Origin of the sequence: Streptomyces sp. P9-A4 (assembly GCF_036634195.1) — a bacterium.
In the GTDB taxonomy this organism is placed as follows: domain Bacteria; phylum Actinomycetota; class Actinomycetes; order Streptomycetales; family Streptomycetaceae; genus Streptomyces.
This window is the reverse complement of record NZ_JAZIFY010000001.1, coordinates 5,144,403-5,163,659: the sequence shown is the minus strand read 5'-3', so window position 1 is coordinate 5,163,659 and position 19,257 is coordinate 5,144,403. Positions and strand designations below refer to the sequence as shown.

The 19,257-nt window shown below is 74.2% G+C and carries 19 protein-coding genes; 10 read left to right on the top strand and 9 right to left on the bottom strand.

What is annotated here, in order from left to right; translation table 11 throughout:
- Positions 1-37: 37 nt before the first annotated feature.
- A complete protein-coding gene (locus tag V4Y03_RS23450) occupies positions 38-259 on the top strand; it encodes a hypothetical protein (protein ID WP_317876175.1) in 222 nt (73 codons plus the stop codon).
- Between the two features lie 106 nt (positions 260-365).
- Here V4Y03_RS23450 and V4Y03_RS23445 read toward each other — a convergent pair whose 3' ends face one another.
- From V4Y03_RS23445 to V4Y03_RS23420, 6 genes are all read right to left on the bottom strand, one after another.
- On the bottom strand, positions 366-896 hold the full coding sequence (locus V4Y03_RS23445; RefSeq protein WP_317876174.1) for a DUF6584 family protein: 531 nt from the start codon (positions 894-896) through the stop codon (positions 366-368).
- A gap of 108 nt (positions 897-1,004) precedes the next feature.
- Positions 1,005-2,240, bottom strand: coding sequence for a styrene monooxygenase/indole monooxygenase family protein (locus V4Y03_RS23440; RefSeq protein ID WP_317876173.1), 1,236 nt, complete (start codon positions 2,238-2,240; stop codon positions 1,005-1,007).
- A gap of 29 nt (positions 2,241-2,269) precedes the next feature.
- Positions 2,270-2,983 (bottom strand): GTP-binding protein, encoded by a 714-nt coding sequence (locus V4Y03_RS23435; protein WP_317876172.1) that lies wholly within the window; start codon positions 2,981-2,983, stop codon positions 2,270-2,272.
- Complete coding sequence (locus tag V4Y03_RS23430; protein WP_317876171.1) at positions 2,964-3,374, bottom strand: DUF742 domain-containing protein; 411 nt, start codon at positions 3,372-3,374, stop codon at positions 2,964-2,966. Before V4Y03_RS23430 ends, V4Y03_RS23435 begins: the two co-directional genes overlap by 20 nt.
- Positions 3,371-3,862, bottom strand: a complete 492-nt coding sequence (locus tag V4Y03_RS23425; RefSeq protein ID WP_317876170.1) for a roadblock/LC7 domain-containing protein — start codon at positions 3,860-3,862, stop codon at positions 3,371-3,373. Before V4Y03_RS23425 ends, V4Y03_RS23430 begins: the two co-directional genes overlap by 4 nt.
- Positions 3,859-6,906, bottom strand: coding sequence for a nitrate- and nitrite sensing domain-containing protein (locus V4Y03_RS23420; protein WP_332436195.1), 3,048 nt, complete (start codon positions 6,904-6,906; stop codon positions 3,859-3,861). The genes V4Y03_RS23425 and V4Y03_RS23420 overlap by 4 nt, the downstream gene beginning before the upstream one ends.
- Positions 6,907-7,265: 359 nt before the next feature.
- On the opposite strand from V4Y03_RS23420, the gene V4Y03_RS23415 reads away from it, so the two are divergent.
- A complete protein-coding gene (locus V4Y03_RS23415; protein ID WP_332436194.1) occupies positions 7,266-8,057 on the top strand; it encodes a hypothetical protein in 792 nt (263 codons plus the stop codon).
- 138 nt (positions 8,058-8,195) lie between these two features.
- Here V4Y03_RS23415 and V4Y03_RS23410 read toward each other — a convergent pair whose 3' ends face one another.
- Positions 8,196-8,693 carry a MarR family winged helix-turn-helix transcriptional regulator gene (locus tag V4Y03_RS23410; RefSeq protein ID WP_443079820.1) on the bottom strand — a complete coding sequence of 166 codons (498 nt, stop codon included), beginning with the start codon at positions 8,691-8,693 and terminating at the stop codon, positions 8,196-8,198.
- Positions 8,694-8,901: 208 nt separating this feature from the next.
- Between V4Y03_RS23410 and V4Y03_RS23405 the strand changes: the two genes are divergently transcribed.
- Both V4Y03_RS23405 and V4Y03_RS23400 read left to right on the top strand, forming a co-directional pair.
- Entirely contained in the window at positions 8,902-9,732 is an 831-nt protein-coding gene (locus V4Y03_RS23405; protein WP_332436193.1) for a lysozyme, read from the top strand.
- A gap of 191 nt (positions 9,733-9,923) precedes the next feature.
- Entirely contained in the window at positions 9,924-10,808 is an 885-nt protein-coding gene (locus V4Y03_RS23400; RefSeq protein WP_332436192.1) for a lytic polysaccharide monooxygenase auxiliary activity family 9 protein, read from the top strand.
- 67 nt (positions 10,809-10,875) lie between these two features.
- Here V4Y03_RS23400 and V4Y03_RS23395 read toward each other — a convergent pair whose 3' ends face one another.
- Positions 10,876-11,469 carry a DUF4240 domain-containing protein gene (locus V4Y03_RS23395; protein ID WP_317878135.1) on the bottom strand — a complete coding sequence of 198 codons (594 nt, stop codon included), beginning with the start codon at positions 11,467-11,469 and terminating at the stop codon, positions 10,876-10,878.
- A 141-nt stretch (positions 11,470-11,610) separates the two neighbouring features.
- A complete protein-coding gene (gene lon, locus V4Y03_RS23390; RefSeq protein WP_332436191.1) occupies positions 11,611-14,022 on the bottom strand; it encodes an endopeptidase La in 2,412 nt (803 codons plus the stop codon).
- 130 nt (positions 14,023-14,152) lie between these two features.
- On the opposite strand from lon, the gene V4Y03_RS23385 reads away from it, so the two are divergent.
- From V4Y03_RS23385 to V4Y03_RS23360, 6 genes are all read left to right on the top strand, one after another.
- The gene (locus V4Y03_RS23385; protein WP_332436190.1) at positions 14,153-14,791 is read left to right on the top strand and encodes a GNAT family N-acetyltransferase; all 639 of its coding nucleotides are present in this window, start codon (positions 14,153-14,155) and stop codon (positions 14,789-14,791) included.
- Between the two features lie 97 nt (positions 14,792-14,888).
- Positions 14,889-15,416, top strand: a complete 528-nt coding sequence (locus V4Y03_RS23380; protein ID WP_332436189.1) for a hypothetical protein — start codon at positions 14,889-14,891, stop codon at positions 15,414-15,416.
- A 53-nt stretch (positions 15,417-15,469) separates the two neighbouring features.
- Positions 15,470-16,105, top strand: coding sequence for an RNA polymerase sigma factor (locus V4Y03_RS23375; RefSeq protein WP_332436188.1), 636 nt, complete (start codon positions 15,470-15,472; stop codon positions 16,103-16,105).
- Complete coding sequence (locus V4Y03_RS23370; RefSeq protein ID WP_332436187.1) at positions 16,102-17,130, top strand: pentapeptide repeat-containing protein; 1,029 nt, start codon at positions 16,102-16,104, stop codon at positions 17,128-17,130. Before V4Y03_RS23375 ends, V4Y03_RS23370 begins: the two co-directional genes overlap by 4 nt.
- Entirely contained in the window at positions 17,127-17,924 is a 798-nt protein-coding gene (locus tag V4Y03_RS23365; protein WP_332436186.1) for an ABC transporter ATP-binding protein, read from the top strand. The genes V4Y03_RS23370 and V4Y03_RS23365 overlap by 4 nt, the downstream gene beginning before the upstream one ends.
- The gene (locus V4Y03_RS23360; protein WP_332436185.1) at positions 17,921-19,246 is read left to right on the top strand and encodes a hypothetical protein; all 1,326 of its coding nucleotides are present in this window, start codon (positions 17,921-17,923) and stop codon (positions 19,244-19,246) included. Before V4Y03_RS23365 ends, V4Y03_RS23360 begins: the two co-directional genes overlap by 4 nt.
- Positions 19,247-19,257: the final 11 nt, after the last annotated feature.

Here is a 19,257-nt window from a genome sequence, read left to right as displayed (position 1 = left end):
GGTCGGCCATCTCGCGGACCGGCACGGAGCGTGGGGGGTGTACGTGGCCACGCTGCTGGTGCAGGCGGTGGCGACGGGCGCGTTCGTCCTCGCCGACAGCTTCTGGCCGTTCGTCCTCGCGGTCTCGACGGCCACCGGGGCGAAGGCGGCGGGGCTGGCGGCCCGTGCGCCGCTCGTCCGCCACCACGGAGGGGAACGGCCCCAGGAGTTCCGGGCCTATCTGCGGGCCGTGACCAGGTGGGCCCCGCCCTCCTCATAGCCCTGTGCGTGGGCTGGGGCCGCCCCGGCTGGTACGTGGTCGGCGCCCTGTTCGCGACGACGGGCCTGCTGGCGCCGGCGGCGGTCCGGTGGGCGGAGGAGAGCCGTCAGTCGCTGAAGAGGGCGATGACGCCGAGCACCCAGACCCATACGAAGGCGACGACCCCCACGAGGCAGCCGGCACCCGCGACGAACCCGCCGACCGACCACCCGCCGACGTCCGACGCGCGCTCCTCGTACGTGTCCTCGCCGTAGGACGACGGGTCGTCCCAGTCGACCGGACGTCCCAGCCGCTCGGCGCACGCGGTCCGCACCGCCACCAGCTGTCCGTGTGCGAAGGCGGTGGCGGCGAGCTCCTCGGGCCCGCGCCATGCGAGGGCCTTCATCCGCCGCCCGGGAGATCCGTACCGCGCCTCGAAGGCGGCGGTCTCCTCGGCGCTCCGGTCCTCCTCGAGGTACGTCCAGCGCCCGGCCTCCGCCGCGTCCCCGTACAGCCGGTACACCTCGGCGAGCCGGCGCCGCAGCGTCAGGTCGTACGGGAACGAGGCGACGAGCCCGCGCAGCCGCTGCCGCGCCATGGGGACCCGACCGGCGACGAGGTCGGCGTCCACGCGGGCCAGGGTGTTCGACTGAGACATGAACACATGATCGAGCCTCGGGGCGTGGCGGCTCGACCGGTTTTACGGCCCCCGTCCCGACGCGACGGCCGGTGCCCGAAGCCCGGGCCGCGGTTCACCGGGCCCGGGTCAGGCCCCGGCGACCTCTGCCAGGTACGCCGACGTCTTCTCCGGGTCGAAGAAGAAGTTCTCGAAGTCCGACGGGTCGTTGAAGCCGTTGGCGAAGCGGTTGGCGACCGGCTGGAGTCCGCCTGCCGCGCCCAGGAGGTTCAGGACGTGCTCCGGCGGGGGTGCCAGCATCGCGTTCGTCCACTTGGTGACGTGCTGGGCCGTCTGCCAGTAGCGGTCGAAGGCGCTCTGCATCCACTCCGCGTCGAAGGGCTTGTCACCCTGCTCGACGATCGCCGCGAGGTACGCGGCGGCGCACTTGGACGCCGAGTTCGACCCCTGGCCGGTGATCGGGTCGTTGGCCACGACGACGTCCGCGACGCCGAGGACCAGGCCGCCGCCGGGCAGCCGGCCGATCGGGTTGCGGACGGTCGGGGCGTAGCGGCCGGCCAACGTGCCGCCCGCGTCGGTCAGTTCGACCCGGGTGGCCCGCGCGTACTCCCAGGGGACGAACTTCTCCATCAGCTCCAGGGTCAGCGCCAGGTGCTCGGAGGGGTCCTTGACGCCGCGGAACACATCGAGCGGGCCGTCCGGGACGCCCTCCCAGAAGAGGATGTCGGCGCGGCCGCCCGTCGTCAGGGTCGGCATGACGAAGAGCTCGCCCACGCCCGGGACCACGTTGCAGCGGACCGCGTCGAAGTCGGGGTGCTCGGGGCGCGGCCCGAGGCCGTGGACGTACGCCACGGCCAGCGCCCGCTGCGGCGCGTCGTACGGCGAACGGGAGGCGTCCCGGCCGAACATCGACACCAGCTCGCCCTTGCCCGCCGCGACCAGCACCAGGTCGTAGCCGCGGGCGAAGAAGTCCAGATCGCCGACGGCCACACCGTGGATCACCAGCTGGCCGCCGCGCTGGGCGAAGGTCTCCATCCAGCCGGCCATCTTCACCCGCTGGTCGACGGACTGCGCGTACCCGTCGAGCCGGCCGACCCAGTCGATCGCGCGCGTGGAGTCGGGCGCGGCGACCGAGATGCCGACGCCCTCCGTCCTCGGCGCCTGCGACTCCCAGAAGTTGAGGCCGAGGTCCCGCTCGTGCTGGAGCGCGGTGTCGAACATGCACTGGGTGGACATGACCCGGCCGGACCGGATCTCGTCCGCCGTCCGGTTCGACATGAGGGTGACCTCGTACCCCCGCGTCTGGAGTCCGAGGGCGAGCTGGAGGCCGGACTGACCGGCGCCGACTATGAGTATCTTCCGCATGGGTGGAGCTCCTGGCGTGACGGGGAGAACTATTCGGGGGTGGCTTCGAGGGCGTGCGCGACCATCGCGAGCAGGCTCTCGACGACGCTGTACCGCTTGCGCGCGTCCATGATCACCACGGGTACGTCCGGGGACACGGTCAGCGCCTCCCGCACGTCGTCCGCATCGAACAGCTCCGTGCCCTCGAAGTGGTTGACCGCCACGATGTACGGCAGCCCACAGCTCTCGAAGTAGTCGAGCGCCGGGAAGCAGTCCGTGAGCCGCCGCGTGTCGGCCAGCACGATCGCGCCTATCGCCCCGCGCACCAGGTCGTCCCACATGAACCAGAAGCGCTGCTGCCCCGGCGTGCCGAAGACGTACAGGACGAGGTCGTTGTCGAGCGTGATCCGCCCGAAGTCCATCGCCACGGTCGTCGTCAGCTTGTCCGGGGTCGCGCTGAGGTCGTCGGTGTCCTCGCTCGCCCGGGTCATCAGCGCCTCGGTCTGGAGCGGGGTGATCTCCGAGACCGCGCGGACGAAGGTGGTCTTGCCGACGCCGAACCCGCCCGCGACGACGATCTTCGTCGCGATCGGGGCGCGCGTGTGGTCGAGCTGCCAGTCCCGCGCCCCGTCCTCGGGGTCCGGGGCGGCGTCCTCCGCCCCCGCGGTGTCCCGCGTGAACAGGTCGGCCCCGGGCTGCGCGGGAATGCCCGCGACCACCGGTGAGTCGGAGACGGCGGAGGCGTCAGAGACGACGGAGTCCACTCAGCACCCTTTCGAGGAGCGCGCGGTCGGGCTGGCCGGTGCCGTGACCGGTCCCGTACACGCGGATCTTTCCCTGGTCGGCCAGGTCGCTGAGCAGCACCCGGACGACACCCAACGGCATCTTCAGCAGTGCCGAGATCTCCGCCACCGTGCGCATCCGGCGGCAGATCTCGACGATGGCCCGCATCTCCGGCATCAGGCCGCGGGCGCCGGGCCCGCCGTCCGTCAGGACCTTGCGCACGGCGGGCGCTTCGAGCGCCGCCACGAAGGTCTCGACGAGCAGGACGTGGCCGAAGCGGGTACGGCCGCCGGTCAGCGAGTACGGGCGTACGCGCGCGGGGCGGCGCGCGTCTCCGCGTACCGGCAGCCGGTGGGCGGAAGCTGACGTCACTGGGTGCTCTCCATCGATTTGCGCAGCTCGCTGCGGACTTCGGGGGTGAGTACGTGACCGGCGCGGCCCACGAAGAGCGCCATGTGGTACGCCACGACGCTCATGTCGCAGTCGGGCGTGGCGTGCACGCCGAGCAGCGAGCCGTCGCTGATCGACATCACGAAGACGCTGCCCTCCTCCATCGCGACCATGGTCTGCTTGACCCCGCCGCCGTCCATCAGCCGTGCGGCGCCGATGGTCAGGCTGCCGATGCCGGAGACGATGGTGGCCAGGTCGGCGCTGGAACCGCGCGGCCCTTCGAAACGGCCGGCCTCGGCGGCGGCCGGCGGATGCTGCTGGGTGGCCGGGTCGGACGAGAGCAGCATCAGGCCGTCGGAGGACACGACGGCGACCGAGCGGACGCCGGGCACCTCCTCCACCAGGTTCCCGAGCAGCCATTGCAGGTTGCGGGCTTCCGTGCTCAGTCCGAACGTTCCCGTCGCAGTCAACTGCGTGCCTCCTCGACTGTGTCCCCCGACATCTCCTCTGTACGTGCAGTCCTTACGTCTTCCGTCCCCGCCGTGTCCAACTCCGCTTCCACGTCACGGCGCCCCGCTTTGGCCCCCTGGTGGAATCCGCCCAGGCGGCGGCGCAGTGCCTCCGCGTCCACACCACCCGTTCGGGGGGTGGCGGTGGCGCCGGCCTGACGCACCACCTGCGGGGTGCGCTTGGGCAGGCCCTTGTCGGTGACCCGCTCCCACTGCGCGGCCCGCGGCCCTGGAACCGACTGGTCCGCTTCGGGCTCGGGGGCCGGTTCGGGGACCGGTTCGGGGGTGACGGCGCTGCCCGCGTCGGCGGCGCGCTCATGGGTGTCCGGCTCCGGCGGCGGGTCGGGCAGCCGGACCTGGAGCGTGGTCTCGGAGAGGGACTCACCGAGGGCGGGCGACGCCTCGGGGGCGGGCTCGTCGTGGACGGGGGCTTCGGGGGCGGGGTCGTACGCGCTGACCGGCTCGGGGGCGTACGCCTGCTCGGGCTCGGGGGCGTACACCTGCTCGGGCTCGGGCACGTACGCCTGCTCGGGCTCGGGGGCGTACGCCTGCTCCGGTGCCTGCTCCGGCTCGTACGTCCGCTCCGGCTCCGGCTCCGGCTCCGGTGTCGGCTCGGCGGCGGGCTCCGGGGGCTCCTCGCCCCGCTCCCTCGCCGCGTTCGCCTCCGCCTCCATGAACGCCCGCTCCGCCGCCTCCACCAGCGGGTCCCGGCTCCGGGACGGCAGCGCGTTGGAGTTGGCCTCCGCCGCCGAGCCCGGCAGTTGGAGCACGGGGGCCGCGCCCGCCACCCGTACGGGCTCCGTCACGGTGGCCGGCGGGGCGGTGGGGAGCAGCGGCGGCGGCAGGACCACGACGGCGGCCGTGCCGCCCGGCTGCTGCTCGCGCAGCTCGACGCGGACGCCGTGGCGGGCGGCGAGCACGGCGATGACGCGCATGCCCAGGCCCTCGCCCTCGAAGGCGGACGGGTCGGCCTTCGCCAGGCTCGTGTTGAGCTCGGAGCGGCGGCCGGGCGTCATGCCGATGCCCGCGTCCTGGACGGAGAGCATGACCTCGCCGGTCTCCAGGAGCCAGCCGGAGAGCTGGACCTCGGCGTCGGGCGGCGAGAAGGAGGTGGCGTTCTCCAGGAGTTCGGCGATCAGATGGCTCAGGTCGTCGGCGGCGAAGCCGGCGAGCTGGGCGTGCGGCGGCAGGGACTGGATGGTGACCCGCTCGTACCGCTCGATCTCGCTGACGGCGGCCCGCAGCACGTCGACCAGCGGAACGGGTCCGGCGTGGCCGTGGACGTGCTCGTGCCCGGCGAGGACGAGGAGGTTCTCGCTGTGGCGGCGCATGACGGTCGCCATGTGGTCGAGCTTGAAGAGGGTCGCGAGGCGGTCCGGGTCCTGCTCGCGCTCCTCCAGCTTCTCGATGACGCCGAGCTGCCGCTCGACGAGCCCGAGGCTGCGGAGCGAGAGGTTGACGAAGGTGTGGTGGACGGTGCCGCGGAGCCGTTCGAGGTCGGCGGTGAGGAGGGCGACCTGACCCTGGAGTTCGGCGCGCTGGGTGGCGAGTTCGGCGCCGAGGGCGTCCTTGGCGGCGGCCAGGTCGTCCTGTCCGTCGCTGAGCCGGCCGGTGAGCGACTCGTTGTGCGCGGAGAGGCCGGTGAGCTTGCCGTGCAGGGTGTTGAGGGAGCGTACGACCTGGGCGAACTCGTCGTTGCGGCCGGTGAAGCGGACCGGCTCGGCCTCCTCGCCGGACTGCGCGACGGGGGCGGCGGCGAGCCGGGCGGCGCCGATACGGAGGACGGCGAGCGGCCGGGTGAGGGTGCGGGCCACATAGGTGGAGATGCCGATCGCGACGAGCAGGCAGCCGCCGAGGAAGGCGATGCGCAGTTCGAGCGCGGTGACATCGTCGTCGCGGAGCGCGGCGAGCCGCTCGACGCGCTGGGTGGCGAGGGCGGACTCGACGCCGCGCATCTGCTCGACGCGGGAGGAGAGGGCGGCCTCCAGGCCGGCCGGGTCGGTCTCGCGCTCGCCCTCGGTCAGCTTCGGCTGGTCCGTGAGCGAGGCGAGGGAGCGCTCCGCGCTCTTGACGTCGGGGCCGGAGACGGTGGCGGCGAGGGAGTCGCGGGCGGCGGAACCGGCGGCCTGGTCGAAGTCGCCGAGTGCGGCGAGCTCACGGACCCGGGCCTGCTGGGCGGCGGCGGTGAGGGTGTCACGGGCCCGCTCGGCCTCGGCCGCGCCCTCGGGCACGTCGGAGACGTACCTGTCGGTCTCGGGGTCGTAGTGGACGTCTCCGGTGGGCTCCGGCTGCGTCACGGAGAGGGCGGCCAGCAGCAGACCCCGGGTGGCGGAGGCCTGTTCGACGGCGCGGCCGAGGGCGGCGGGGGCGCGGGTGGCCTCGGTGAGCGCGGTGTCGGCGGCGCGGGCCGGGGTCTTGTCGGCCAGTTCGTCGGCGAGGGCCTGGAGCTTGCCGATGATCTCCGAGTACGCCCGGTGGGCCTCCAGGGCGGTGCCCTTGCCGGTGAGGGCGGCGCGGCGGACGGAGGGGACCCCGGCGAGGTCGCGGCGGAGTTCGGTGGTGGCGGCGGGCCGGATCTCGTCGATCTGACGGTCGACGCGGGTGGACCGGGCGCTGGTGATCTGGCGCTTGTGCTTGGCGTCGCCGGTCTGGTTGTCGCGGCCCGCGGCGATGTACGCGACGACCTCGTCGCGTTCGTCGGCGAGGGAGTGGGAGAGGGTGACGGCCTGCCGGTCGAATTCGGCGAGCGTCACCAGGTTCTGGGTGTCGGTCAGCTCGGCGGAGGCGGCGAGGATCGCGGGGGCTCCGGCGGCGAGGACGGTGATGCCGACGAGGGCGACGCCGGCGACCAGCCGGTTGCGGACGCGCTTGGGGCGGCCGGCGGGCGGCTGGGCCTGCGCGAGGGGCGCCGTCGCGGTGCCGTCCGGGGTCGGTGCTGCGCCGGGGGTCCGGCTCCGCGTGCCGTTCTTGCTCCGAGGCCGCTTCATCTGCACCGGTGCTCGCATTCTTGACTCGTCCACCCACAAAGCAGAGGTGACGACCGGTCACGTGGAGCGCCCCCACCCCTGGTACGGCTTCCGACCATTCCAGCGCTTCTGGGTAGGAGGCGCGCATCGGCCGCTCCGCCACCCGAACGAGTGAACAGCACTCATGAGTTGGCGAACAACTTGCCAAGGCGGGCGGGACGGGGCCCGACGGGGTGCCGGTTGGATCTTCCGCGCGGCCTTTGGCAGGATGCCCGCCCGCAGCCCGACGGAGGTGGCCGTTCCGCCTCCCGGTCCGTCACCGGCAGCTTGGTACAGGCCATTTCCGGTCATTTGCAGGTCCTGTGAAGGAGTACGGCCGGGCGGGCACACTGGACGTCATGCGCAGCGATGTCGCCTCTCTTCCCGGCAGCCCCGAACGCCCCAACGAGGACTGGGCGGCCGCCGCCCTGCCCGCCTCGGGCCGGGGTGGAACCGTCGTCCTCCTCGATGGCGTCACACCACCCGCGACCGATGACGGTTGTGTGCACTCCGTGCCGTGGTTCACCGCCCGCCTGGGTGGGGCTTTGGCCGAACTGTCCGCTTCCCGGCCGGACGTGCCCCTGTCCGAGATCCTGTCCCGGGCGATCCGGCGCACCGCGGACGCCCACCGGGACACCTGTGACCTTTCTCACGTGCGTACGCCCCAGGCGACCGTGGTCCTCGTCCGCTGGGACGACACCCGTGTCGAGCACCTCGTGCTCTCCGACTCGGTCCTCCTGGTCGAGGCGCCGGACGGGGCGGTACGGGCGGTGCTCGACGACCGGCTCGACCGGGTGCCGGACGAGATCCTGCGCTCCCTGGAGGCGACGGACCGGCTGCGGAACCGGGAGGGCGGCTTCTTCACGGCGGCGGCCGACCCGGCGGTCGCGGCGCGGGCGGTGACGGGGACGACCCCGCGCGCGGAGGTGCGGTCGCTGGCCGCGCTGACGGACGGGGCGAGCCGCTGGGTGGACCTGTTCGGCGCGGGCGACTGGACGGACTGCCTCGGCGTCCTGCGCAAGGAGGGGTCGCTCGGCCTGCTCCACCGGGTGCGGGCCCTGGAGACGGCGGACGAGCGGGCGGGCGGGGCGCGCCGCTGGAAGCGGCACGACGACGCGACGGCGGTCTACACGGAGCTGTCGGGCGACTGAGGGAGGGCCGTCGGGGAGTCCGGGGCGGCCGGACAGCGGGAACGGCCGTCGGCGGGCGTCCCGGGCGGACGCGGCCCGGGCGGCCGGACAGCCGGAACAGCCGTCGGCGGACGCGACCCGCGGCCCCGCGGCCCGCGTTCAGCCCTCCGAGCGGACGTTGAAGTGGTTCAGGAGGCGGGCGAGTTCGGCGACCTCGGCGCGGTCCCAGTCGGCGAGCTTGCGGACGTAGCGCTCGCGCCGGGCGTCGCGGACGCTGCGGAAGCGGTCGCGGCCCTCCTCGGTGAGGCGGACGAGCGAGGCGCGGCCGTCGGCGGGGTCGGGGTCGCGGGCGACCAGTCCCAGGTCTTCGAGGGCGCGGAGCTGGCGGCTCATCGTGGCCTTGCCGACGCCGAAGTACCCGGCGAGTTCGGTGGCCCGCTGGGGCCCGGCGTCGTCGAGGCGTACGAAGAGGCCGTAGGCGGCGGGCTCCAGTTCGGGGTGGACCTCGCGGGCCATCTCGCCGGACTGGGCGCGGGCGCGGCGCAGAAAGACCGCCAGCTCCCGTTCGAGGGCCAGGAATTCCTGGTCCACACCACCTCCGGGGGTGGCCCGGCCTTCACTTCCCGTACCGCTTCCGTGCACGTCAGCACCTCCCATGTGCTTTCCGGCCGCTGAAAGTTTCTTCCGGCGGCGCTCATCGCCGCAGCTCCTTCAGTATTTCGCAGGAGTAGACCAACGGCAGCCATCAGGCCCCCTTCCGCCGGGCGGGTCTACGTGCGTAGCGTCTTCCCCGGCAGCCCTAATGACATGTCCACACCAGGGCCCGCCGACACCGCTCCCCCACCGAGCCTTTCGGAGGCACGCAATGCGTGTGCACAGATCCGGAACGTCCCTCGCCGGCGCCGCCCTCGCGGCCCTGGCCCTCCTCCTCCCCCTCGCCGGGTCCGCCGGTGCCGCCCAGGACCCGGGCACCCGCGTGGTGCCCCCGCGCGGTTCCGCCAGCATGGGCATGGGCGTCATCGCCCACGACGGACAGGGCTCCGCGCCCGGCGGCGCCTCCGCCCAGGCCGTCCAGACCGAAGGCGTGGACGTCTCCAGCCACAACGGCAACGTGGCCTGGTCCACCCTGTGGAACAGCGGGGTCAAGTGGGCCTACGTCAAGGCGACGGAGGGCACCTACTACAAGAACACCTCGTTCAACCAGCAGTACACCGGCTCGTACAACGTCGGCATGATCCGGGGCACGTACCACTTCGCCACCCCGGACACGACGACCGGCGCGGCCCAGGCGGACTACTTCGTCAACAACGGCGGCGGCTGGTCGAAGGACGGCAAGACCCTGCCGGGCGTGCTGGACATCGAGTGGAACCCGTACGGCGCCACCTGCTACAGCAAGACCCAGGCCGGGATGGTGTCCTGGATCCGCGACTTCGTCGACCGGTACAAGTACCGGACCGGGCGGGACGCCGTCATCTACACGGCGACCAGCTGGTGGACCCAGTGCACCGGCAACTCCGCCGCCTTCGCCACGACCAACCCGCTGTGGATCGCGCGGTACTCCTCGAACGTGGGCGAACTCCCGGCCGGCTGGCAGTACTACACGATCTGGCAGTACACCTCCTCCGGCCCCACGGTCGGCGACCACAACCACTTCAACGGCGACTACTCGCGGGTGCAGGCGCTCGCGAACGGCTGACGCCTCCTTCTTCCCAGCGGTCCCCGGGTGCGCGGCACCCCGGGGGCCGCTTCGGCTTTTTCCGCCCACCCTCTTGCTCATTGGTATGGACCAATGCGACGCTCTATCGCGGTCGCCCGGGATTCAACTTCCTTCCGCTCAGCGCGCGTTGCTCGTTCCGTCCTCCCCCACGCACGAGAGAGAGCCCCCGCATGCCGTCCTACCGCCGCACCGCCACCGGCGTCGCCGCCCTGTCCGCCGCCACCGCACTCGTCGGCCTGACCCCCACCACCGCCGCCGCCCACGGGGCCGTCTTCAACCCGGTCAGCCGCATCGCCGCCTGTTACGCCGAGGGCCCCGAGACCCCCAGGTCCCAGGTGTGCAAGGACCTCGTCGCCGACTCCGGCACCCAGCCGCTCTACGACTGGAACGAGGTCAACATCGCCAACGCCGCGGGGCAGCACCAGGCCCTCATCCCCGACGGCAAGCTCTGCTCGGCGAACCGCGAGAAGTACCGGGCGCTGGACTGGGCCCGCACCGACTGGCCGGCGACCGCGGTCGCCGCGGGCTCCTTCGACTTCAAGGTCCGGGTGACGGCCGCCCACTCGGGCACCATGACCGTCTACATCACCAAGCCCGGCTTCGACCCGACGCAGCCCCTGAAGTGGTCGGACCTGGACGCGACCCCCGTCGCCGTCTACAACACCACCCGCACCGCCACCGACGGCTACTACAACTTCACGGGCAACCTCCCCGCCCGCACCGGCCGTCACATCGTCTACAAGGTGTGGCAGCGCAACGACAGCCCCGAGGCCTTCTACAGCTGCTCGGACGTCACCTTCGGCGGGGCGGCGGCGCAGGCCGGCACGGCCCGGGCGCAGGCCCCCACCGAGGCGAAGATCGCGGCGGGCGCCGAACTGTCCACCGTGAGCCACGCGGGCCACGGCGGCGACGAGCAGCCCCCGGCCCTCTCCGCCGAGACCGCCGAGACCCCCGCCTCGCCGCTCCCCCTGGCCCTCGCGGGCGCGGGCGGGCTCGCCGTCTTCGCGGCGGGCACCCTGCTCCTGGGCCGCCGCCGGAACCCGTCCGCCTCCTAGTCCCGGCGGAATCCGCCGGGTACCGGCGCGGACCGCACGGTCCGTGCCGGTACCCGCGCGGAACCCGTCAGGAGCCGGACGTCCCGAGCGGGAAGAGGGCGGTGAGCCGGGGCAGCGCCACCCCTTCCGGGCGAGAGCCCCGGGAATCGTCGTCCTCTTCCCACTCCCCCGCCGCCTCGGCGGCCTCCTCGGCCTCCTCCACGGCGTCGAGGAACTCCTCGCCGTCGTCGCCCTCCTGGCCGGTCAGCTCGTCGTAGGCGTCCTGCGCGACATAGTCGAGCTCCTCCCACTCGGGCCACTCGTCGTCGTCCCAGTCGTCTTGGGGCCGCCCCACCAGGAGCCGTATCCCCGGCACGTCCGCCAGTGCGTCTGGGTCGGTGACGACCGACTCGTACACCTTGCGTCCCTGGCCCACCAGCCAGAGCGTGAAGTAGTGGAAGCCGTCGTCCGTGCAGTCGCCGCCCTCGATCCGGTTCGCAGCCCTCCACAGGTCCTTCCGGTCGGCGGTCTCGCACGCCCGCTCCAGCCGTACCTGGAACTCCACGCTCTCGGCGGCGGGACGCCGGAGCAGCTCTCCGCCCAGCCACTCCAGCCGCTCGTCCCGGTCACCGGGGCGGCGGCTCAACTCGTCGATGAGAGCCCAGAAGGCGTCTTCGTTCATGCGTACGAGCATGACAGCCCCAACTGACATCCGGGTCACGATTTACCCCCGGGTACGGCGGAGCGGGACGCCTTCGAGGACACCCCGGGGCACGACGGAGCGGGGCGCCCGTCGAGGACACCCCGCTCCGCCGCGCGAACGTCAGGCCGCCACGCCCACCGGCACCGCCGCCGGCGCCAGCGCGATCTCCAGGACCTGGCGGACGTCGGTCACCGGGTGGACCTCCAGCTTCTCCAGGATCTCGGCCGGGACGTCGTCCAGATCGGCCTCGTTCCGCTTGGGGATCACGACCGTCGTGATGCCCGCCCGGTGCGCGGCCAGGAGCTTCTGCTTCACGCCGCCGATCGGGAGGACCCGGCCGGTGAGGGAGACCTCGCCGGTCATGGCCACGTCCGTACGGACCAGCCGGCCGCTCAGCAGGGAGGCCAGCGCCGTCGTCATGGTGACGCCCGCGCTCGGACCGTCCTTGGGGACGGCGCCCGCCGGGAAGTGGATGTGCACGCCACGGTCCTTCAGACCGGTGACGGGCAGCTCCAGTTCCGCGCCGTGCGAGCGGAGGAAGGAGAGCGCGATCTGCGCCGACTCCTTCATCACGTCGCCCAGCTGGCCCGTGAGGGTCAGCCCGGCCGCGCCGGTCTCCGGGTCGGCGAGGGACGCCTCGACGAAGAGCACGTCACCGCCCGCCCCGGTCACCGCGAGCCCGGTGGCGACACCCGGCACGGCCGTACGGCGCTCCGCCGGGTCCTGCGCGGACTCGGGGACGTGGTGCGGCCGGCCGATGAGGTCCCGCAGGTCGTCCGGTCCGACCGTGAACGGCAGTTCGCGGTCGCCCAGTTCGTGCTGTGCGGCGATCTTGCGGAGCAGCCGGGAGACGGCCCGCTCCAGGGTGCGGACGCCCGCCTCGCGGGTGTACTCGCCGGCGAGCCTGCGCAGGCTCGCGTCCTCGAGGACGACCTCGCCGGGCTCGAGGCCCGCGCGCTCCAGCTGCCGGGGCAGCAGGTGGTCGCGGGCGATGACGACCTTCTCGTCCTCGGTGTAGCCGTCGAGCCTGACCAGCTCCATGCGGTCGAGCAGGGCCTCGGGGATGGCTTCCAGGACGTTGGCCGTGGCCAGGAAGACGACGTCGGAGAGGTCGAGTTCGACCTCCAGGTAGTGGTCGCGGAAGGTGTGGTTCTGCGCCGGGTCGAGGACTTCGAGGAGGGCTGCGGCGGGGTCGCCGCGGAAGTCGGAGCCGACCTTGTCGATCTCGTCGAGCAGCACCACCGGGTTCATGGACCCGGCCTCCTTGATCGCCCGGACGATCCGGCCGGGCAGGGCGCCCACGTACGTACGCCGGTGGCCGCGGATCTCGGCCTCGTCCCGTACGCCACCGAGGGCGACCCGGACGAACTCGCGTCCCATCGCGTGCGCGACGGACTCACCGAGGGAGGTCTTGCCGACGCCGGGCGGGCCGACGAGGGCCAGCACGGCGCCGCCGCGACGCCCGCCGACGACGCCGAGGCCGCGCTCGGAGCGCCGCTTGCGCACCGCCAGGTACTCGGTGATGCGCTCCTTCACGTCGTCCAGGCCCGCGTGCTCGGCGTCGAGCACGGCGCGGGCGCCCCGGATGTCGTACCGGTCCTCGGTCCGCTCGTTCCAGGGCAGTTCGAGAACGGTGTCCAGCCAGGTGCGGATCCAGGAGCCCTCGGGGGACTGGTCGCTGGACCGCTCCAGCTTCTCGACCTCCTTGAGGGCGGCCTCGCGGACCTTCTCGGGCAGGTCGGCGGCCTCCACGCGGGCGCGGTAGTCGTCGGACTCGTCTCCCTCGGCCTCGCCGTTGAGGTCGCGGAGCTCCTTGCGGACGGCTTCGAGCTGACGGCGGAGCAGGAACTCTCGCTGCTGCTTGTCGACGCCCTCCTGGACGTCCTTGGCGATGGTCTCGGCGACGTCCTGCTCGGCGAGGTGCTCGCGGAGCTGGGCGGTGGCGAGCCTGAGACGGGCGACCGGATCGGCGGTCTCCAGGATGGCGACCTTCTGCTCGACGGTGAGGAAGGGCGAGTACCCGGAGTTGTCGGCGAGGGCGCCGACGCCTTCGATCTGCTGGACGCGGTCGACGACCTGCCAGGCACCGCGCTTCTTGAGCCAGCTGGTGGCCAGCGCCTTGTACTCCTTGACCAGATCGGTGACCTGGCCGGGCAGCGGGTCGGGCAGGGTCTCCTCGACGGTGCTGCCCTCCACCCACAGGGCGGCGCCGGGTCCGGTCGTGCCGGCACCGATGCGGACGCGGCCGACGCCGCGGATCAGGGCGCCGGGATCGCCGTCGGACAGCCGTCCGACCTGTTCGACGGTCCCCAGGACGCCGGTCCCGGCGTAGGTCCCGTCGACACGGGGCACCAGCAGCACCCTGGGCTTGCCGGCGCCGGGCCGCGCGGCGGCCTGGGCCGCCTCGACGGCGGCGCGCACGTCGTTGTCGGACAGGTCGAGCGGCACCACCATTCCGGGCAGCACGACCTCGTCGTCGAGCGGCAGCACAGGCAGAGTGAGCGGCACGGACGGCTTGGAGTCAGAAGCCATGATCTCCCCTTCGGCAGTCAAGTTGAGCTATGTGGACTCAATGCATGTGAGCCGAGGAATGTTCCCGGACGCCTGTTCGCCCTGAGCGATCAGACCCCTACACAGAGCCTCCCGCCGATGTAATGCCTGCATGGATATCTCGTCTATTACATCGGCCTGGGTGGCGGGCTGGGCCGTCTCCCGGGGGACCCCGGCCCCCGTCGCCGAGCCCTGGGGCCACCGGATCGACGTGGGCCTGCCCCGGCACGTCGTACGCCATGTCCTGCCCGCCCCCGACGCGGCCTCCGTCGGCGCGCTCTGCGCCCGGCTCACCGCCCCGTACAGCTGGCTCAAGATCATGGCGGGACCCGAGGACGCGGGCGCGTGGATCACCGAGGGCTGGGCCGTCCCCGACGACCCGGGCTTCATGATGGTCAAGCCGCTGGACCCCGCCGCCAGGCCCGCACCGCCCGAGGGGTACGCGCGGACCACCGAGCTGCGCGAAGGCGTCATCCGGGTCCGGATCTTCGCCCCCGACGGCACGCTCGCCGCGCGCGGCCGGATCGCACCGACCGGCTCCACCGCCGTCGCCGACCAGATCGAGACCGACCCCGGCCACCGGCGGCGCGGCCTCGGCGCCAACGTCATGCGCACCCTGGAGGCCGCCGCCGCCCAGGCGGGCGCGCGGACCGGGGTACTCGCCGCGACCACGGACGGCCTCGCGCTGTACGACTCCCTCGACTGGCGCTACCGGGGGCCGGTGACGGGGATCGTGCGGACGGAGGGCTGACGGTCCCGAGCCGCCGCGGGCAGGCGACCTCCACCGTCCGGGCGGAATCCCGGCCGTCCGGCTGCGCGCGGTGCCCCCTTGCGGGCATGCTCGGACCATGGTGCGAGGCGTACGGAAGACCTGGTGCGGGAGCCTGCTGCTGATCGGGGCCCTGGTCGGCGGTGCGAGCGGCTGCGGGCCCGGGATCACCCCCGCGCCCGGCGGGCCGCCGTCCGCGGTGAGCGGACCGGCCGTGCCGAGCGTCACGACCGGCCCCGGCACCCCGGCGGCCGACCCCCAGCCGGGTGAGGTCCTCGTCGAGGTGGCCGTCAGCGGCGGCTTCGCGGGCGTCGCCAACCGTCTCGTCGTCCGCTACGACGGCACCTGGACCAGCCGCTCCGGCGCCGAGCCGCCCCGCACCGGGCACCAGACCCCCGCCGAGGCCGCCGAGCTCCGGGCCGCCCTGGAGGACCCCGCCTACGCGCAGGTCCCCGAGCGCCCGGCCGGCCGCCCGATCGCCGACGGCTTCCAGTACTCCGTGACGTACCGCGGCCGGGTCGTCGTCGCGGGCGACGGCGAACGCCCGCCCGCCCTCCAGCGGGTCTTCGCCGCCCTCCCCGACGGCGGCCCGCCCACGAGTCCCTGACTTCGCGGCCCGCGCGGTGAACCGAACCGGGGCACGCGCGCGATAGAGAGGGCGTGAGACTGTTGCGCCCCGCAGGGGGAGGCCCCTCCGGGGGCGACGGGAAGGACGACGCGGCGCTGCTGCGCGCGGTCGCCCGGGGGGACACCGAGGCGCTCGCCGTGCTGTACGACCGGCACGCCGGCTGGCTGCACGCGCGCCTCGCCCGGCGCTGCCCCGACGAGGAGACCGTGCGGGAGGTCCTCCAGGACACCTTCGTCACGGTCTGGCGCTCGGCCGGCGGACACCGGGGCCGGGGCGAGGCCGGTGGCTGGCTGTGGGTCATCGCCGCCCGGCGGCTCGTCGACGCCCAGCGGGCCGGGGCCCGCGCGGAACGGGCCGTGGAACGGGCCGCCGCGCACGCCGCCGCGCCCACGGAGCCGCCAGCCGACGCGCTCGCGGCCGAGGACCGGGTGCTCGCGGGTCTGGAGTACGGGGAGGTCGGCGCCGCGCTCGACCGCATCTCGCCCGAACTCGCCGAGGTCCTGCGGGCGACCGTCGTCGACGGCCTGACGACCCGCGAGACCGCCCGGCTCCTCGGCATACCCGAGGGCACCGTCAAGACCCGCGCCCTCCGTGCCCGCCGCGAACTGCGCGCCGCGCTCGGGGCGGCCCGGCCCGGCGGCCCGAACGCCCTGGGAGGCACCGCATGACGACACCACGGCCACCCCGCCGACGGTTCCCCCGGTTCGCCGGATCGCGTCTCTCGGGATCCCGGTTCGCCGGATCGCGCTTCTCAGGATCATCCCTCTCCGGATCGCGCCTCTCCGGATCGTCCTCCCCGCCCGCCAGGCCGTCCGGCCACCCGCCGTCGGCCTGGCACGTCAGCGACGCCCTCGCCCTCCGGTACGCCGAGGGCTCGGCCGCCGAGACCGACGCCTGGTCCCTGGAGAAGCACGTCGAGTCCTGCACGTCCTGTGCGGGCCGCGTCTCGGAGACCGTCCGGGCCGGCGCGGCGGGCCCCGCCCTCGCGGCCGTACGCGACGAGCTCCTGGCCTCCCTCGGCCACCGGCCCGCCCCTGCGACCGCCGCGATCGCCACCCACAGCCCCCTCGGACGCCGGGCCCGGCTCTGGTACGCCGTCGGGCCCGCGCTCCGCGGGTCCTGGGTGGTGGCCGTGCTCCTCGTCGTCGGCGGCGCCTTCGGGCTCGCCCACGGCGCCGGGGTCCAGGGCGCGCGGGGCCTGCTGCTCGCCGTCTCCCCCGTCCTGCCGCTCGCCGGTGTCGCCGTCTCGTACGGGCGGCACGCCGACCCCCTGTACGAGATCACCGCCGCCACCCCCTCCGGCGGGCTGCGGCTGCTGCTCACCCGTGCGGCCGCCGTCCTCGCCGTGTGCGTACCGCTGCTGACCGCCGGCGGGGCGCTGCTGCCGTCGGCTGCCGGGGTCCCCGGGGCCGCCGCCTGGCTGCTGCCGGGGCTCGCGCTGACCCTGGCCACGCTCGCCCTCGGCTCGTTCGTCGGCTGCCGGGCCGCCGCCGCGACGCTCGGCGGCGGCTGGCTGCTCGCCGTCACGGGCCCGCTCCTCGGCCCGCCGGACACCCCGGGCGCGGGAGCCGCCGCGCTCGCCCCCTACTTCTCCGGCCCCGCCGCGCAGGGCGCCTGGGCCGCCGCCGCACTCGTCTGCGCCGCCCTGCTCGCGCTGCGGCGCCGTTCCTTCGACCACCTGGAGCCCCGGTGAACATCCTGCCCACCGTCGCGGTGCGCGGACTGACCGTCCGCCACCGCCGTACCGTCGCGCTCGACCGGCTCGATCTGTCCCTCGGCCCCGGCGTGCACGGCCTGCTCGGCCCGAACGGGGCCGGGAAGACCTCCCTCATCCGGGTCCTCGCGACCGTCGCCGCACCCGCCTCAGGCGGGGTCGAACTGCTCGGCGGGGACGCCACGAGCCACCGCGAACGGACCGGCATACGGCGCCGTCTCGGGTATCTGCCGCAGGAGTTCGGGTACTACCCGGCCTTCACGGTGCGGGAGTTCGTCGCCTACGTCGCCTGGCTGAAAGAGGTGCCCGCGGACCGGGTCCCGGCGGCGGTGGAACGCGCGGTGGAGCGGGTCGGGCTCGGGGACCGGATCGACGCGCGGATGAAGACGCTGTCCGGCGGCATGGTCCGGCGGGCCGGCATCGCCCAGGCCATCGTGAACGAACCGGAGCTGCTGCTGCTCGACGAGCCGACGGCCGGTCTCGACCCGGAACAGCGGGTCGACTTCCGGGCGCTGCTGCGGGAGCTGGGCGGCACGGCGACGGTGGTGGTCTCGACACACCTGGTCGAGGACGTGGCCGCGGCCTGCACCGGGGTCGCCCTGATCGAGGCGGGCCGGCTCGCCTTCCAGGGCACGACGGCCGAGCTCACGGCGCTCGGCGGCGAGCCGGCCGGGGCGGACGACTCCACCACGCACGCCGTGGAGCGCGGCTACACCGCCGCGCTGCGCGCCCACCGCAGCCCTACGGGCCCGGAGCGGGAGGCACTGCGATGACCGCCGCCCTCACCCCCTCCCGTACGGAGCCACGCGCGCGCGTACGGGCGGTCTCCCCGCTCCGGGCCGAACTGCGGCGCGGGCTCGGTCCCTGGACCGGGGCCGCCGTCGTCCTCACCGTGCTGGTGACGATGTACGGCAAGGCGCCCGGCTGGCAGGGCCGCTGGGCCGACGCCACGAACATGCTGCACGTCACCGCCGGGCTGCTCGCCGGGCCGCTCGCCCTCGCGGCGGGCTGCTGGCAGGGCGGCCGGGAGCGGCGGCGCGGGACGGCGGAGCTGTGGGAGTCCGTCCCCCGCCCGCCGCTGCGCCGGCTGCTGGTCGCGGTCGCCCCGGCGTCGCTCTGGCCGGCCGCCGCCGTGCTCCTCGCCGACGCCGTCTGTCTCCTCGCCACCTGGCCGTACGTCTCCGGGGGCCGCCCGTACGTCGAGCTGCTCGCCGCCGACGCGGTCGCCGTCGCCGCCCTCGGCGCGCTCGGCCATGTCGTGGGGCGGGTGGCCCCCTGGCGGCTCACGGCCCCGCTCCTCGGGATCGTCGGGTACGTCGGGCTCGCCGTCGGCGCGTACGCCGTGGGCCCCGCGCGCTGGCTCTCGCCGGGGGCCGAGCACCAGTTCTTCTGGGACCGTCCGGTGTGGTGGTTCGGCCCGGTGTCGGCGGCGTGGACGGCGGGGCTCGCGCTCACCGCGCTCCTCGCGTACGGGCTGCGCCGGGGCCGGGGCCGGGCGCTCGCCCTGGTCCCGCCGGCCGTGGCGGTCGCCGCCGCCGCTCTGATCCTGCGGCTGCCGCAGGACGAGGGCCCCTGGCGCCACGACCCTGCCCTGGCCCGGCAGGTCTGCGACGACGGCACCCCGCAGGTGTGTCTGACGGCCGTGGACGAGGGGCTGCTGCCCGAGGTGTCGGCGGCGCTCGCCCCGCTGAACGCCCGGCTCAAGGGTCTGCCCGGCGCCCCGGTCCGCTGGATCGGCGGCCCATTCGGGCCCGGCCGCCCCGGCGACATGGAGCTGCCCAACGCGGCGCAGGACGCGGTGCGCGGCCGGCTTCCGCACCCCGATCTGTTTCTGAACTCGGCCGTGACCTGGCTGTTCTCGGACACGTGCGCGCCGGGCGACTTCACGGGGGCGGACGCGGAACGGGCGAGCGAGGTGCACCTCGCCGTCACCGAGTGGCTGGCCCCGACACCGGACGACTACGGCCCCGACACCACCGCCGCCCGGCCGTACATGGAGCGGCTCCGCGCCAAGTCCCCCGCCGCCCAGCGCGACTACCTGGCCCGCTACCTCGCGGCGAACACCTGCCACCCGGACGAGGTGCCGATCCCGTGAGCCACCCCCGA

What these genes read in the sequence shown, in the direction of transcription:
- V4Y03_RS23420 (WP_332436195.1), bottom strand. Translation starts at nt 6,906, where the DNA reads ATGCGAGCACCGGTGCAGATGAAGCGGCCTCGGAGCAAGAACGGCACG.
- V4Y03_RS23385 (WP_332436190.1), top strand. Translation starts at nt 14,153, where the DNA reads ATGGATATCTCGTCTATTACATCGGCCTGGGTGGCGGGCTGGGCCGTC.
- V4Y03_RS23380 (WP_332436189.1), top strand. Translation starts at nt 14,889, where the DNA reads ATGGTGCGAGGCGTACGGAAGACCTGGTGCGGGAGCCTGCTGCTGATC.
- lon (WP_332436191.1), bottom strand. Translation starts at nt 14,022, where the DNA reads ATGGCTTCTGACTCCAAGCCGTCCGTGCCGCTCACTCTGCCTGTGCTG.
- V4Y03_RS23410 (WP_443079820.1), bottom strand. Translation starts at nt 8,693, where the DNA reads ATGGGAGGTGCTGACGTGCACGGAAGCGGTACGGGAAGTGAAGGCCGG.
- V4Y03_RS23405 (WP_332436193.1), top strand. Translation starts at nt 8,902, where the DNA reads ATGCGTGTGCACAGATCCGGAACGTCCCTCGCCGGCGCCGCCCTCGCG.
- V4Y03_RS23415 (WP_332436194.1), top strand. Translation starts at nt 7,266, where the DNA reads ATGCGCAGCGATGTCGCCTCTCTTCCCGGCAGCCCCGAACGCCCCAAC.
- V4Y03_RS23445 (WP_317876174.1), bottom strand. Translation starts at nt 896, where the DNA reads ATGTCTCAGTCGAACACCCTGGCCCGCGTGGACGCCGACCTCGTCGCC.
- V4Y03_RS23395 (WP_317878135.1), bottom strand. Translation starts at nt 11,469, where the DNA reads ATGAACGAAGACGCCTTCTGGGCTCTCATCGACGAGTTGAGCCGCCGC.
- V4Y03_RS23440 (WP_317876173.1), bottom strand. Translation starts at nt 2,240, where the DNA reads ATGCGGAAGATACTCATAGTCGGCGCCGGTCAGTCCGGCCTCCAGCTC.
- V4Y03_RS23360 (WP_332436185.1), top strand. Translation starts at nt 17,921, where the DNA reads ATGACCGCCGCCCTCACCCCCTCCCGTACGGAGCCACGCGCGCGCGTA.
- V4Y03_RS23400 (WP_332436192.1), top strand. Translation starts at nt 9,924, where the DNA reads ATGCCGTCCTACCGCCGCACCGCCACCGGCGTCGCCGCCCTGTCCGCC.
- V4Y03_RS23370 (WP_332436187.1), top strand. Translation starts at nt 16,102, where the DNA reads ATGACGACACCACGGCCACCCCGCCGACGGTTCCCCCGGTTCGCCGGA.